Source organism: Actinopolymorpha rutila (assembly GCF_013407855.1).
Classification (GTDB): Bacteria; Actinomycetota; Actinomycetes; order Propionibacteriales; family Actinopolymorphaceae; genus Actinopolymorpha; species Actinopolymorpha rutila.
Genome location: NZ_JACBZH010000001.1, coordinates 4,910,261 through 4,925,075 on the forward strand (window position 1 = coordinate 4,910,261; position 14,815 = coordinate 4,925,075).

Genomic DNA, 14,815 nt, shown 5'->3' on the forward strand with positions numbered 1-14,815 from the left:
GACCCCCGCGGGTTTTCACGCTTCGGTCTGTCTCGGCAGGCCGGGCGCCCCGAGCCGCTCGGCGCGGAGAGATTCTTCCGCGGAAGAACCGGTGCGCCCGCAGCGAAGTGTGGAGACTGGCCAGGTGGCTCCGGCTCCCCGCGGGTCTTCACACCTGGCTGAGTACGGCCACCGTCATTCCGGCGCCGGGGAGGCCGAGGCGCGGGCCGTTCGGGCTCATCGCCGCCAGCGCGTTCGGTACGTCGGCGAGGTCGATCAGCTTGCCGACCAGCCGGTCGGGCCGCAGGCGTCCGGCCGTCACCAGGCCGAGCATGGCGGGGTACTCGTGGGCGGGGAGTCCGTGGCTGCCCACGACGTCGAGTTCGTACGCCACCACCCGGTCCATCGGCACCGGGGTCGCGCCACCGTGCAGCAACCCCACCTGCACGTGCCGGCCGCCCCGGGCCAGGCCGAGCACCGAGGCCGCACAGGTTGCCGGTGAGCCCAGGCAGTCCAGCGAGACCCGCGCTCCCCCGTCGGTCAGGTCGTGCACCACCGAGGCGACCGCGGCGGGTTCGGGGTCGATGGAGGCGTCCACCACCTCCGCGGCACCCAGGGCACGGGCGAGGTCGAGCGCCGCGGCCGAGACGTCCACCGCGACCACCCGGGCGCCCGCCGCCACGGCCACCTCGACAGCGGACAGCCCGGCGCCCCCGCACCCGTGCACGGCCACCCAGTCACCCGCGCCAACCCGGCCTTGACGCAGCACCGCCCGGTAGGCCGTACCGAACCGGCATCCCAGCCCGGCCGCGGTGGTGAACTCCAGCGCGTCCGGAAGCAACACGAGGTTGACATCGGCGTGGTCGACGACGACGTACTCGGCGAACGAACCCCACCTGGTGAAACCGGGCTGGGTCTGCCGGGCGCAGATCTGGTGGTCGCCGCGGGCACACTGCGCGCACCGGCCACAGGCGTGCACGAACGGTGCGGTCACCCGCTGACCCGGCCGAAAGCCGCGAACCTCCGCCCCGACCTCGGCCACCACGCCGGCGAACTCGTGCCCGCCCACGTGCGGCAGGCTCACGTCCGGGTCGTGTCCCTGCCAGGCGTGCCAGTCACTGCGGCACACCCCGGTCGCGGCGACCTCGACCACCGCTTCGTGGGGAGCGGGCCGCGGCGAGGGCACCTCGCGTACGGACACCGGCCCGCCGAACGTGTCGTACCAGACTGCGCGCATCCAGGCTCCCCGTTCACTCCCACTCGATGGTGCCGGGCGGCTTGCTGGTCACGTCGATCACGACGCGGTTGACCTCGAGGACCTCGTTGGTGATCCGGGTGGAGACGCGTTCGACCAGGTCCCACGGCAGCCGCGCCCAGTCGGCGGTCATCGCGTCCTCGCTGGTGACCGGGCGCAGGACGATCGGGTGGCCGTACGTGCGCTGGTCGCCCTGCACGCCCACCGACCGCACGTCGGCCAGGAGGACGACGGGGAACTGCCAGATGTCGCGGTCCAGCCCGGCGGCGGTCAGCTCCTCCCGGGCGATCGCGTCGGCCCGGCGGAGGATGTCCAGGCGTTCGCGGGTGACCTCGCCGATGATCCGGATGCCGAGGCCCGGGCCGGGGAACGGGTGCCGCCAGACCATGGTCGGCGGAAGGCCGAGCTGCGCCCCGACCGCGCGTACCTCGTCCTTGAAAAGCGTGCGCAGCGGCTCGATCAGCTCGAACCGCAGGTCGTCGGGAAGCCCGCCGACGTTGTGGTGGGACTTGATGTTGGAGGTTCCGGCGCCGCCGCCGGACTCCACGACGTCGGGGTAGAGCGTGCCCTGCACGAGGTAGGCCACCGCGGCCTCGCCCTCGGACAGGTCGCCGAACACCCGCACCTCCGCGGCCTCGAACGTACGGATGAACTCCCGGCCGATGATCTTGCGCTTCTGCTCGGGATCGGAGACCCCGTCCAGTGCCCCGAGGAACTGGTCGGAGGCGTCGACCACGTCCAGGTCGCTGAACACCGCTTCGAAGTCCCGCTTGACCTGTTCGGTCTCGCCGAGCCGCATCATCCCGTGGTCGACGTACACGCAGGTGAGCCGGTCACCGATGGCGCGCTCCACGATCGCGGCGGCGACCGCCGAGTCGACGCCGCCGGACAGCGCGCACAGGGCACGGCCGTCGCCCACCTGCCGGCGGATCCGTTCGACCTGTTCGTCGATGATGTTGAGCATCGTCCAGGTCGGCTGGCAGCCGGCGATCTCCAGCAGGAAGTGCTCGAGCACCTTCTGCCCGTGCTCGGTGTGCAGCACCTCCGGGTGCCACTGCACACCGGCCTGGCCGCGGGCGAGGTTCTCGAACGCCGCCACCGGCGTGGTCGAGGTCGCGGCCAGCACGTCGAAGCCGTCGGGCGCCGCGGTCACCGAGTCGCCGTGCGACATCCAGACGGTGTGCTCGGCCGGCAGGTCGGCGAGCAGGGTGCCGGGCGCGGTGACGTCGACGCGGGTACGGCCGTACTCGCGCGCACCCGTTTGGGCCACCTCGCCGCCGAGGCTGCGGGCCATCGCCTGGAAGCCGTAGCAGATGCCGAACGCCGGCACCCCGGCCTCGAACAGCGCCGGATCGACCTGCGGCGCGCCCGGTGCGTAGACCGACGCCGGGCCACCGGACAGGATGATCGCCTTCGGCTTGCGGGCGAGGATGTCCGCCACCGGCGTGGTGTGCGGAACGATCTCGGAGTAGACCCGGGCCTCGCGCACCCGGCGGGCGATGAGCTGGGCGTACTGCGCGCCGTAGTCGACGACGAGAACGAGGTCGTGATCGGTCACGATGGCCTTCCGTACGGGCCTTGCACTGACCTCGGCGAGTCTAGTGGGCGCCGCGCCTGATCAATCGTGCGAGGTGATCGGCAGGCCCGGGGTGCGGACCGGTCGACGGGTACACGTCCCGTACGCCGCAGGTATGACGCCCCCGGCGACCGTACGGGCATCCGGCGCCGCCGACGCGCGCCCTGGCGGCGACGCGGCGGTGCCCAGCTCGCCGAAAGACTTGCCGGCATGCAGATCAACCAGACCTCGGTGCCCGGCGACGGCGGCGGCCGGCCAGGGCAGCCAGGGCCGCCGCGTCCGCCGTTCGTGCCGGCACTGTCCGGGCACGGCCTCGGCAAGCGGTTCGGTACGACCGTCGCCCTGGCCGACGTGAGCCTCACGGTGGGGCGGGCCGAGTCCGTGGCGATCATGGGCCCCAGTGGCTCGGGCAAGTCCACCTTGCTGCACTGCCTCGCCGGGATCATCCGGCCCGATGCCGGCGAGGTGGTTCTGCACGACGTCGGTGGCGGGGACGGCAGGGACGGCGGGCGACGGGTGGACGCCATGAGCGAACGGGAACGCAGCCGGCTGCGGCGGACGCGGTTCGGGTTCGTCTTCCAGTTCGCCCAGTTACTGCCCGAGCTGCCGGCCGAGGAGAACATCGCGCTGCCGCTGATGCTGGGCGGAACGCCCCGGCGGGCGGCGGTCGCCCGGGCGCACGCCTGGGTGGAGCCGCTCGGCCTGGCCGGGATGGAGAAACGGCGGCCGGGAGAGCTCTCCGGCGGCCAGGCGCAACGCGTCGCCCTCGCCCGCGCGCTGGTCATCGAGCCCGCCGTCGTCTTCGCCGACGAGCCCACCGGTGCCCTGGACCAGGCGACCGGCGAGGAGACCATGCGCCTGCTGGTGTCGACCAGCCGGGCCAACGGAGCCGCCCTGGTGGTCGTGACGCACGACCCGAACGTCGCCGCCGCCTGCGACCGGGTCGTGGAAGTACGCGACGGCCGGCTGCTGACGCCGGTCGGGCCGGCGGCTGCTCCCACGGCCGGGACGGGGGCGTACCGGTGACCAGTGTCAACCTCAGCTTGCGTCTGCTGCGGGTCGGCGGCCGGCGCGGACTGCTCGTCGTCGGCCTGACGGCCGGCGCGGTCGCGGTGTGCACGGCGTTGCTGCTCGCCGCCGTCGCCGCGAACGTCGCGTTCGCCGGCCGGGCCGACCGGGACGCCTAGCGTCACCCCGACCACGCCGCCGCGGCGGCGAAGGCGGTGGCGCTGGAGGGCACCAGCCTGGACTACGTACGCGGGCAGGTGGTGACCGTGGTCGACCTGGCCGCCCTCGAAGGTACCGACCGGACGAACGAGACCAACGACACCAGCGAGATGCCCACACCGCCCGGCATGCCCCGCTTCCCGGCGCCGGGCGAGGTCTGGATGTCGCCGGCGCTCGCCCGGCTGGCGGCCTCGTTGCCGTCCGCCCAGCTCGCCGACCGGTTTCCCGCACGTACGCCCACCGGTCTGCTCGGCGACGACGCGCTGGTCCACGGCGACGAACTCGTCGCGGTGGTCGGCCGGCACGCGGACGACCCGGCCATGCACGGTGACCGCGGCGACCTGGCGGACGCCACCAGCCCGACTCCGATCGCGTCCTTCGACGACGGGCGGCCAAACCACGCCGCCGGCTTCTACCGCATCCTCACCGGGCTGGCCACCGTGCTGCTCGGCGTACCCCTGCTGGTCTTCGGCGGTGCCGCCGCCCGGCTGACCGTGGCCCGTCGTGACCAGCGGCTCGCGGCCCTGCGACTGGTGGGCGCCACCCCCGGCCAGGTGGTGGCGATGACGGTGGCCGAGTCGATGGTGACGGCGTTCGCCGGTGCGGTCGCCGGTGCGCTGCTGTACGTCGTGATGATTCCGGGGCTGACCCGGATCTCGATCTCCGGCGGGACGTGGGCCGCCGGCGACCTGTGGATCGGGGTGCCGCTGATCCTCGCCGTCGTGGCGGCGGTGGTCGTGCTGGTCGGGGTGAGCGCGGTGACGGGCCTGCGCCGGGTCGTGGTCAGTCCGCTCGGGGTCGCCCGGCGGCAGACGCCACCGGGCCTGCGCGCCGTCCGGGTCGCTGCGTTCGTGGCGGCGGTGGTGGGTTTCCTCTTTGCCAGCAAGCTGATGCAGGGCTCGTTCGCCACCGTCTTCACGGTGATCGTGGTCATGCTCGCCGTCGGGTTCTGGACGCTGAACCTGGTCGGGCCCTGGGTGGTCGGGCTGGTCGGCCGGATCGCGGCCGCCGGTGCTCGCCGGCCGGCCCGGCTGCTCGCGGGACGGCGGCTCATGGACGACCCGCGCTCGGCCTGGCGAACGGTGAACGGCATCGCGCTGACCGGGTTCGTGGCCGGGTTCACCGTGCTGCTGAATCCCGGACCGGGCGGGCTCGGCCACTCCACCGACGAACAGTTGCGGGCCCGGGTTCCGGCCCAGCACGCGACGGCCGTGGTCGCGGACGCCCGGGAGCGGCTGGCCGGGATTCCGGGCGCTCGCGTGCGGCTCGCCGAGCGTGCGGAATCCGGAAGCGGCACACCGGCCTACCGTTCGGTGGTCGTCACCGTGCCCGGTGGTCAGGAGCGAACGGACGAGGCGCGTACGTCGCTCGCCGGGCTGGTACCCGGCCGGCCGTTCGCCAGCCCGGCGGACGCCGACCGCGGCACCGAACAGATGCTGGCCGACATCCAGACCGGTGCGCGAACCGTCCTGATCGCGTCGTTCCTGCTGGGTACGGTCAGCGCCGGGATCACCGGCGTCTCCTCGATCCTCGACCGCCGGCAGACGTTCGCCCTGCTGCGGTTGGCGGGTACGCCGCTGCGGGTGCTGGACGCCGCCAGACGCCGCGAGACGCTGATCCCGCTGGTGGTGATGGGCGGCGGCGCGCTGGTGACCGGCCTGGTGATGGCCGCGCCGTTCGCACTGGCCAACCCGGTGCGACCCGAGGGGCTGGTGACGCTCGCGCTCACCGTGCTCGGCGGCCTCGGCGCGGTGATCGGTGCCAGCGAGCTGAGCCGGCCGTTCCTGCGCGCCGTCACCGCCGACCCCGCACCACGTCCGGACTGACCGATTCGACCGATGCCCCGAACCGAGCGAGTGAGTGGCCGGGACAGACCCTGGAACGACCGAAGGGTGGAAGGGCCAGCAACTCGGGCGAACCGGGCCGTAACCGGATGCGAACTCGGTCGTTCACTTACCAGACGGCGTGACTCCGGGCAACCGGACAATGCCGTCAGTGCGACGGGTACCGCTCGCGGCCTCGCGGGCCGTCGTACCGGAGGACCCGGCTCCCCGCCTGCTGGAGCCGGGTCCTCCAACATGTTCAGGGACATGTGCGGTGACCTGTGCGGTGACATGTTCAGGGCCACCGAAACGGAACCCGTACCAGAAGCGAGACGTCAGAACCGGCATGATGCTTCCTGTACTTCGACGCGGTGCGCCGCTGGCCGCACTCATGGGGGTTCTCGTTCTCGGCATGGCGGCATGCGGGACCGAGCAGGCGACGACCACGAAGGCACAGGCAACGTCCACGCCCACCAACAGTGCGCACCCGACCCCGGGACCTACCATGAAATCCTCGCTCTCCCTGCACCGCACTGGCGGTGTCGCCGGCTTCAACGACGAACTCGTGATCGAGGCCGACGGCAGCGCCACCCTCACCAGCCGGGGCCGGGAGCCCTTCACCTGCAGCGTTAAGTCGGCGACGATGTCCCGGCTCGCCGCGGCCGCCGACCGGGCCGAGAAGGCTCCCCGGCCCAAGGCGCAGGAAGAGAAGAAGCGGAAGCTGCTGACGCCCACGCCGGACGCGATCCACCTCTACCTCACCGTGGGCGACGAGCAGATCGCCTACGAGAACATCAAGGGCGCCGACCAGTCCTACCGCGACCTGTTCGACCTGATGAACGACGTGATGAGCTCCGCGTCCACGCTGCGCAAGGGCGGCGACGGCGCGGCGCAGTCCGGATCCGTCTGCTCGTAAGGCCTTTCAGCGCCGGTTCACCGCTGGATCACTGCCGGGCCTCCGCCGTTTCACCGCCGCTAGCACGCGTCAACCTCGGCTTGCTCGCGGCGAGGTGAGGTGCAGCGCACCGGGCGCACTCGCAGGTACGACCGGGCGCCGTGGCGCCACCGGGTCGATCCGCTGGTACTCCCCACCGAGCTCCGGTCGCGGGTCGGCCTCGCCCCGGTTGGGCCAGTACGCCACCGCCCGCTCCGCCTGCGCGGTGATTGTCAAGGACGGGTTGACACCGAGGTTGGCCGACACCGCGGCACCGTCGAGCACGTGCAGCCCGGGATGTCCGTACACCCGTTGGTATCCGTCCACGACGCCGTGGTCGGCGTCCGCGCCGATCACACAGCCGCCGATGATGTGCGCGGTGATCGGCATGTCGACCACCTCACCGACCGTGCCGCCCGGCGTGCCACCCACCAGTTCGGCCAGCCGGCGGACGACCTGGTTGGCCACCGGGATCCAGGTCGGGTTGGGCTCGCCGTGTCCCTGCCGGGAGGTGAGCCGCCAGCCGAGGACACCGCGCCGCAGCCGTACGGTCAGGGAGTTGTCCAGCGACTGCATGACCAGCGCGATGACCGTGCGCTCCGACCAGTGCCGCAGGTTGGCCAGCCGGACCAGGTCACCCGGATGGCGGGCGGCCTGGCGCAGCCACGTCACCCAGCGGCGGCCGCCGTCTCCTCCGTCGGTGAGGACCGTCTGCAGCAGCCCCATCGCGTTGCTGCCCCGGCCGTACCTCACCGGTTCGATGTGCGTCTGCGGGTCCGGGTGGAACGACGAGGAGATCGCGACGCCGCGCGAGTAGTCGGTCTCCCGTCCCCTGGCGATCGCGCCCAGGATCGACTCGGAGTTGGTCCGGGTCAGCACGCCCAACCGGTCGGAGAGGTTGGGCAGCCTGCCCTCGGCCTTCATCCGGTGCAGGAGCCGCTGGGTGCCGAGCGCGCCCGCGGCGAACACCACCTGGTCGGCGTGGAACGTCCGCCGTGTCCGGTCGCGGCGCAGGCCGCCCCGGCGCTGCCGGCCGCCGGGCGTCGGCTCGGTGTCCACGGCGTACCCGCCGCCGGCCAACGGGCGTACCGCGGTCACGGTGGTGAGCGGATGCACCCTCGCACCGGCCTCCTCTGCGAGGTAGAGGTAGTTGGTGGTCAGGGCGTTCTTGGCGTTGTGCCGGCAGCCGGTCATGCACTCACCGCACTCGATGCAGGAGCGCCGGCGAGGCCCCGCACCGCCGAAGTAGGGGTCGTCGACCTCGGTGCCCGGCGGCATTCCCGGCGTACCGAAGAACACCCCGACCGGCGTCTGCCGGAAGGTGTCACCCACGCCCATCTCCTCGGCGATCTTGCGCATCACCACGTCGGAGGGTGTCATGGTCGGGTTGACGGTGACGCCGAGCATCCGCTTGGCCTGGTCGTAGTGGGGTGCGAGCTCGGCCCGCCAGTCGGTCAGCCCGCGCCACTGCGGGTCGTCGTAGAACTCCGCGAGGGGTTCGTACAACGTGTTGGCATAGACCAGCGAGCCACCCCCGACGCCTGCCCCGGACAGCACCAGAACGTCACGCAGCATGGTGATTCGCTGGATGCCGAGACAGCCGAGGCGGGGCGCGAAGAGGAAGTCGCGGAGCTGCCAGGACGTACGCGGCAGCGTCCGCACCCCGCCGTCCTCGGCCTTTCCGGCACCACCACGGGATCCGCCACCGCCGGAGTCGCCGCCGCGGGAGTCGCCGAGGCCGTGGTCGGCCGTGCTCGCGTCCGCGAACCTCGCCCCGGCCTCCAGCACACCCACCCGGTAGCCCTTCTCGGTGAGCCGGAGGGCGGCGACGCTTCCACCGAAGCCGGAGCCGACCACCACGACGTCGTAGTGCGGCATCCGCGGGTCGCGACGTGGACGGCTCACTTGTGGCCCGCCTTCCTCATCGCCCGCAGCGCGAGGGTGAGCCCGCGGGCGAAAGCGTCGTGGGACACCCTGGCCGGCGGCGCCATCGGCACCCGTTGCACCGCGATGGTCTGGGCCTCGGTGTACTTCAGCAACCCGTCGGCACCGTGCCGGCGTCCCATGCCGGAGTCGCCGACGCCGCCCATCGGCGCGTCCACGCTTCCCCACGCCGCGGCGTACGCCTCGTTGACGTTGACCGTGCCGACGTGCAGGCGTTCACCGACCGCGCAGGCCCGGCGTACGTCCTGGCCGTAGACCGCGGCGTTCAGGCCGAAAGCGGTGTCGTTGGCCAGCGCCACCGCCTCGTCCTCGTCGGCGACGCGGTAGACCGACACGACCGGGCCGAACGTCTCCTCGGCGAAGCAGGTCATGTCCGGGGTCACCTCCGCCAGGACGGTGGGCGCGAAGAAGTACGGCCCCAGGTCGGGCCGGGCGACCCCACCGGTGAGGACGCGTGCGCCCTTGGCCCTGGCGTCCTCGACGTGGGCGGTGACGGTGCGGAGCTGGTCGGCGGAGACGAGCGAGCCCATGTCGGGGCCGAAGTCCAGCGCCGGGCCGACCCGCATCCCCTCCACCCGGGCCACGAGGCGTTCGACGAACCGGTCGTACACGGATGCCGCGACGTAGAGGCGTTCGATCGAGATGCACAGCTGGCCGGCGTTGGAGAAGCATCCCCGGACAGCGCCCTCGGCGGCCACGTCCGGGTCGGCGTCGTCGAGGACCAGCATGGCGTTCTTGCCGCCCAGCTCCATGGTCGCGCCGATCAGCCGCTCACCGCACCGGGCGGCCACCGAACGACCGGTCTGCGTGGAGCCGGTGAAGCAAACGAAGTCGGAGTGGTCGATCAGGGCGTTCCCGATCGAGGAACCCGGGCCCACCACCACCTGCCACAGGTCGGGTGGCAGGCCGGCGTCGGCGAGTAGTTCGGCGCCGGCCAGGGCACACAGCGCGGTGAGGCTGGCCGGCTTGGTGACCACCGCGTTCCCGGCGACCACCGCGGGCAGCGCGTCGGAGATCGCCAGCGTGAACGGGTAGTTCCAGGGAGCGATGATGCCGACGACCCCCTTGGGGTGGCGCAGCTCGGTGGCCCGGGTGAGGAACGGGAACATGCCCACCCGCCTGGTCGGCAGCAGGTGTTGCTGGGCGACCCGGGCGTAGTAGCGCGCGGTGTTCGCGACGTCGGCCAGCTCCTCGAACGCGTGCTTGCGGGCCTTCCCGGACTCCCACTGAACGAGGTCCAGGAGGTCGTTCTGACGGTCGAGCACCAGGTCGTGCAGTCGCAGCAGCACTTCGGCGCGCTCGGCCACCGGCACCCGGGCCCACTCCGCCTGGGCCGCGCGGGCCCGGGAGAACGCCTCGGCCACGTCGTCGGTGCTCGACACCGGCACCTGGCCCAGGGGCTTGCCGGTCAGGGGCGAGACGGCGTCCAGGGTGTCCCCCGTGGTCGCGAACGCCCGGCCGGTCAGCTCGGTCACCCGGGCGGAGGTGAGTTCCCGCTCAGTCATGGTTTCAGCCTAGGGCGTCTCCTGTGGATCAGGCGGCGAAGAGTGAGCCGGGGGGCATCCGGGCCAGCGGCGATCAGGGTGCGGACCGGGCGAGCGGGTGATCAGGTTCACCGCCCGCCGCGCCGGCCTCGGTCGCGACCTCCTCGGCGCAGACCCTGGCCAGCGCCTCCACGGCGGTGGCCAGCCCGGAAAGAACGTCGTCGTCCAGGCGGGCGAACATCCTGCGCTGGTACGCCCGGCGCACCTCGTCCACGTCCCCCAGCAGGGTCCGCCCGGCGTCGGTGAGATCCACCCGCCGGACCCGGCGGTCGTGGCCGTCCGGGATGCGGTGGACCAAGCCGCGCACCTGCAGGCGGTCGACGATCCCCGTGAGGGTGGTGGGTCCCACCCCGAGCGCGTCGGCCAGGTCGTGCGCCGACAGCGGCCCGGACGCGCCGAGAACGAAAAGCGCCCGAAGCTGCGTCATCGTGAGGTCCACTGAGAACAGATCCGGACCGCACAGTCGCAGCAGGGACTGACGGAAATCGTCCTCAGCCGCCTCGATCCGGGCAATCAGCCCGGCCCTGTCCTCCACGCCGCGTACCCCCTTCTCGTCCCTACGGAGGATCTTCTCCGGTAAGACCCTGAATTAGCTCGCTTGACGACGATATTCCGTCTGAGGCGAAGTATTCTCGGGGACGGTCAAAGTCGGCCGCCCACCAGCACGTCGCGCCCGCCGGGGCAGCTAGTCCGAGGGGAATCCATGTCCAGACTGGCCAGACTGAGTCTCGCCTACCGGAGCCTCGTCGCCCTGGTCTCGGTCGCGATCCTCGGCTTCGGCCTGGTCGCCACCGGTGCACTGAAGCAGGAGCTGATCCCGAGCCTGGAGATCCCCGGCGCCTACATCAGCACCGTCTACCCGGGCGCCTCGCCGGAGATCGTCGAACGTGAGGTCACCAAGCCGATCGAGTCCACGGTCGCCGGCGTCGACGGCCTGGAGAAGACCACCTCCACCTCCAGCGACGGCTTCTCCCTCGTACAGGCCGACTTCACCTACGGCACCGACATCGGCCGCGCCGTCCAGAACATCCAGCAGTCGATCAACCGGCTCTCCGGGCAGCTCCCCGACGACGTCCAGCCGACCGTGCAGGCCGGCAGCTTCAACGACCTGCCTGTCGTCCTGCTCGCGGTCAGCTCCGACCAGAGCCAGCAGGACCTCGCCCGCGCGCTGGACGACCGGGTGGTCCCCGAGCTGGACAAGCTCACCGACGTACGCCAGGTGATGGTGACCGGCGTGCGCGACCGGCAGGTGTCGGTCACCGTGGACGACAAGTTGCTGGCCGACCGCGGCGTCAGTCTGCAGAGCGTGATCGGCGCGCTGCAGGCCAACGGCGTCAACGTGCCGGGCGGACAGTTCGAGTCGGGTGACCGCTCGCTGTCGGTGTCCGTGGGGTCGCCGTTCACCTCGGTCGCGGACATCCGCAACCTCCCGGTCCTGCCCGGCGCCGGTGCGGCCGGTGCCGGAGGGTCGGCAGGTGCGGGTGGGTCGGCAGGTGCGGGTGGGTCCACGGGTGCGGGCGGATCCGCGGGTGCGGGTGGCGCCGGACAGTCCTCCCCGGGGAAGGCCGGCAGCGGCTCCACCACCGGGTCCACCGGGTCCACCGGGTCCACCGGGTCCACCGGGTCCACCGGGTCCACCGGGTCCACCGGGTCGGCGGGAGCGGCCGGTGGCGCGGCCGGCCAGGCGGCTCCGGCCGCCCCGACGCCGGTGAAGCTCTCCGACGTCGCCACGGTCAAGGAGACCCTGGCACCGACGAGCTCGATCACCCGCACCAACGGGCGGCCGACCCTCGGCATCGCGGTCACCAAGACCGCCGACGGCAACACCGTCGCCGTCTCCCACGCGGTCCAGGACCGGTTGGACGAGCTGCGCACCTCCATCGGCGGCAACGCCAAGCTGACGGTGGTGTTCGACCAGGCACCGTTCATCGAGGACTCGATCCACGGGCTCACCACCGAGGGCGCGATCGGCCTGCTGTTCGCCGTCCTGGTGATCCTGGTCTTCCTACTGTCGCTGCGGTCGACGCTGGTCACCGCGGTGTCCATCCCGTTCTCGCTGTTGGTGGCGATGCTCGGGCTGTACGCCGGCGGCTACTCCCTCAACATCCTCACCCTGGGCGCGCTCACCGTCGCCATCGGCCGCGTGGTCGACGACTCGATCGTCGTACTCGAGAACATCAAACGGCACCTCGGCTACGGCGAGGACAAGCTCCGGGCGATCCTGGACGCCGTTCGCGAGGTGGCCGGTGCGGTCACCGCGTCCACGGTCACCACGGTCGGCGTCTTCGCCCCTATCGCCTTCGTTGGCGGCCAGGTCGGCGAGCTGTTCCGGCCGTTCGCCGTCACGGTGAGCATCGCGCTCGCCGCGTCGCTGCTGGTGTCGCTGACGATCATCCCGGTCCTGGCGTACTGGTTCCTCCGCCGTCCGAGTGTCGACCCCAGCGACGAGGAGCGGGTGCGGGCCGAGGCGGTGGCGAAGGAACGCCGCAACCCGCTGCAGCGGGCGTACGTCCCGGTGATCAGCTGGACCACCCGGCACAAGGTGATCACCCTGCTGGTCGGCGTACTCGTGTTCGCCGGAACGCTCGGTGCCGCGCCGCTGCTGAAGACCAACTTCCTCGACGACAGCGGGCAGAACACCGTCACCGTCAACCAGGCCATGCCGGTCTCCTCCTCCCTGGCCGCCACCGACACCGCGGCCAAGAAGGTGGAGAAGGTCATCGCCGGTCTGGACGAGGTGGAGTCGTACCAGACGACCGTGGGTACGGCGGAGTTCGGCAGCTTCTCCACCGGCGGCCGCACCAACCAGGCGACGTTCTCCCTCACCACGAAGGACGACATCGACCAGACGGTGTTCCGCGACCGGCTGCGCAAGGACCTCGACCGCCTCACCGGGGTCGGAACGCTCACGGTCGAGGGCGCACAGTCCGGGCCGCCCGGGTCCAGCAACCTCGAGGTCGAGGTCACCGCGCCCACCACCGAGGCGCTGCGTACCGCCGCGGCACAGGTGGAGAAGGCCGTCCGCGGTGTCGACGGCGCCTCCGACGTGACCAACAACCTCAGCTCGGAGAGGCCGATCGTCCAGGTCGAGGTCGACCGGGCGAAGGCGGCCGCGGCCGGGCTGTCCGAGGCCCAGATCGGGCAGGCCGTACGCCAGGCGTTCGAGGGTCAGCAGGCGGGCACCGTCACCCTGGACTCCGAGCAGAGCGACGTGATGGTCTACGCCGGCAGTAGGCCCAGGGACCTCGCGTCCATGCGCCGTCTGCCGCTGCCCACCCCGCTCGGGACCACCGTGCGGCTGGACTCGGTGGCCAAGGTGTCCGAGGTCGCCAGCGCCGCACAGCTCACCCGGACCGACGGCCGGCGCACCGCCACCATCTCCGCGACACCGAACACCTCCAACGTCGGCAAGGTCTCCACCGACCTCAACGCCGCCCTGAGCAAGCTGAAGTTGACAGGCGGTGCGACGTACAAGCTCGCCGGTGTGAGCTCTGAGCAGAGCGACGCGTTCGGCCAGCTCGGGGTGGCGATGCTCGCCGCGATCGCGATCGTCTTCCTGGTCATGGTGGCGACGTTCCGCAGCATCGTGCAGCCGCTCATCCTGCTGGTGTCCGTGCCGTTCGCGGCGACCGGTGCGCTCGGGCTGCTGCTGGCGACCGACACCGCGCTCGGCGTACCCGCCCTGATCGGCATGCTGATGCTGGTCGGCATCGTGGTCACCAACGCGATCGTGCTGATCGACCTGATCAACCAGTACCGCGAGCGCGGGATGAGTGTCCGTGAGGCGGTGATCGAGGGTGGCCGCCGGCGGCTGCGGCCGATCCTGATGACGGCGCTGGCGACCATCTGCGCACTGGTGCCGATGTCGCTCGGCCTCACCGGTGGCGGAGTGTTCATCTCCCAGCCGTTGGCGATCGTGGTGATCGGCGGCCTGGTCAGCTCCACCCTGCTGACGCTGGTCCTGGTGCCCACGCTCTACACGCTGGTGGAGGAGTTCAAGGAACGCCGTCGGCGGCGCAGGGGAACCACCGACACCCGCGAGGGCGACGTGACGCGGGTGGACGGTACGCCACGCCGCAACGGTGCGCACGCCGGGCAGGCGCGCGCGGACGAGTACGCCGACGAGGGCGAGTACGCCCACGCCGGTGGGCACGCTCTCAGCACGCACGCGGCGGCGCACCACCACGCCGCGCACAGCCACGTGGGCGGAGTGAGCGAGCACGACGGCGAGGTGGACACCCACGCCAACGGCGTTCCGGCGAGTGGCCGGACCGGAAACGGCTCGTCGTCGGCTTCGACCGCCGCGCCGGTCGGCGCCGCCGCTGGTGGCGCGACCGGTGCGGTAGCGGGCAGCGCGGTGACGACGGTGAACGCGGCCCGGTCTCCCTCGGCGGACGGCTCCGCGGCCGGTGAGCCGGTCCGGGTCCAGGTCGAGGTGGTCGTGCGTACGGTCTCCTCCGAGCCGGACACCCGTCCCTCCGCCGACGACAACTGACCTGCCCGCTCGGCAACGCTCGGCCGCTGCAAGAGGGA

General features: G+C 72.0%; 10 protein-coding genes. 5 read left to right on the forward strand and 5 right to left on the reverse strand.

The features are described from left to right. Positions 1-148 precede the first annotated feature (148 nt). Together F4554_RS21885 and guaA are read right to left on the reverse strand one after the other, a co-directional pair. Positions 149-1,216, reverse strand: coding sequence for an alcohol dehydrogenase catalytic domain-containing protein (locus F4554_RS21885; RefSeq protein WP_179789307.1), 1,068 nt, complete (start codon positions 1,214-1,216; stop codon positions 149-151). Between the two features lie 13 nt (positions 1,217-1,229). Next, the gene (gene guaA / locus F4554_RS21890; protein ID WP_179791700.1) at positions 1,230-2,795 is read right to left on the reverse strand and encodes a glutamine-hydrolyzing GMP synthase; all 1,566 of its coding nucleotides are present in this window, start codon (positions 2,793-2,795) and stop codon (positions 1,230-1,232) included. Positions 2,796-3,020: 225 nt separating this feature from the next. On the opposite strand from guaA, the gene F4554_RS21895 reads away from it, so the two are divergent. From F4554_RS21895 to F4554_RS21905, 4 genes are all read left to right on the forward strand, one after another. After that, positions 3,021-3,836, forward strand: a complete 816-nt coding sequence (locus F4554_RS21895; protein WP_179789308.1) for an ABC transporter ATP-binding protein — start codon at positions 3,021-3,023, stop codon at positions 3,834-3,836. Then, positions 3,833-3,997 (forward strand): hypothetical protein, encoded by a 165-nt coding sequence (locus tag F4554_RS31590; protein WP_202889413.1) that lies wholly within the window; start codon positions 3,833-3,835, stop codon positions 3,995-3,997. Before F4554_RS21895 ends, F4554_RS31590 begins: the two co-directional genes overlap by 4 nt. 36 nt (positions 3,998-4,033) lie before the next feature. Then, the gene (locus tag F4554_RS21900; RefSeq protein WP_202889414.1) at positions 4,034-5,863 is read left to right on the forward strand and encodes an FtsX-like permease family protein; all 1,830 of its coding nucleotides are present in this window, start codon (positions 4,034-4,036) and stop codon (positions 5,861-5,863) included. Between the two features lie 502 nt (positions 5,864-6,365). Continuing rightward, a complete protein-coding gene (locus F4554_RS21905; protein ID WP_179789309.1) occupies positions 6,366-6,776 on the forward strand; it encodes a hypothetical protein in 411 nt (136 codons plus the stop codon). A gap of 69 nt (positions 6,777-6,845) precedes the next feature. Here F4554_RS21905 and F4554_RS21910 read toward each other — a convergent pair whose 3' ends face one another. The 3 genes from F4554_RS21910 to F4554_RS33195 form a co-directional block, all read right to left on the reverse strand. After that, positions 6,846-8,672 (reverse strand): GMC family oxidoreductase, encoded by a 1,827-nt coding sequence (locus tag F4554_RS21910; RefSeq protein WP_179791701.1) that lies wholly within the window; start codon positions 8,670-8,672, stop codon positions 6,846-6,848. Between the two features lie 23 nt (positions 8,673-8,695). Then, positions 8,696-10,243: a succinic semialdehyde dehydrogenase gene (locus F4554_RS21915; RefSeq protein WP_179789310.1), complete on the reverse strand. Its 1,548-nt coding sequence runs from the start codon at positions 10,241-10,243 to the stop codon at positions 8,696-8,698. A 73-nt stretch (positions 10,244-10,316) separates the two neighbouring features. Next, complete coding sequence (locus F4554_RS33195; RefSeq protein WP_179789311.1) at positions 10,317-10,709, reverse strand: MarR family winged helix-turn-helix transcriptional regulator; 393 nt, start codon at positions 10,707-10,709, stop codon at positions 10,317-10,319. A 276-nt stretch (positions 10,710-10,985) separates the two neighbouring features. Between F4554_RS33195 and F4554_RS21925 the strand changes: the two genes are divergently transcribed. Beyond that, the gene (locus F4554_RS21925; RefSeq protein WP_179789312.1) at positions 10,986-14,777 is read left to right on the forward strand and encodes an efflux RND transporter permease subunit; all 3,792 of its coding nucleotides are present in this window, start codon (positions 10,986-10,988) and stop codon (positions 14,775-14,777) included. Positions 14,778-14,815: the final 38 nt, after the last annotated feature.

Bases quoted from the DNA above. Each gene is read 5' to 3' on its own strand.
- F4554_RS21905 (WP_179789309.1), top strand. From the start codon at position 6,366: ATGAAATCCTCGCTCTCCCTGCACCGCACTGGCGGTGTCGCCGGCTTC.
- F4554_RS33195 (WP_179789311.1), bottom strand. From the start codon at position 10,709: ATGACGCAGCTTCGGGCGCTTTTCGTTCTCGGCGCGTCCGGGCCGCTG.
- F4554_RS21925 (WP_179789312.1), top strand. From the start codon at position 10,986: ATGTCCAGACTGGCCAGACTGAGTCTCGCCTACCGGAGCCTCGTCGCC.
- F4554_RS21915 (WP_179789310.1), bottom strand. From the start codon at position 10,243: ATGACTGAGCGGGAACTCACCTCCGCCCGGGTGACCGAGCTGACCGGC.
- F4554_RS21895 (WP_179789308.1), top strand. From the start codon at position 3,021: ATGCAGATCAACCAGACCTCGGTGCCCGGCGACGGCGGCGGCCGGCCA.
- F4554_RS21885 (WP_179789307.1), bottom strand. From the start codon at position 1,216: ATGCGCGCAGTCTGGTACGACACGTTCGGCGGGCCGGTGTCCGTACGC.
- F4554_RS21910 (WP_179791701.1), bottom strand. From the start codon at position 8,672: ATGCCGCACTACGACGTCGTGGTGGTCGGCTCCGGCTTCGGTGGAAGC.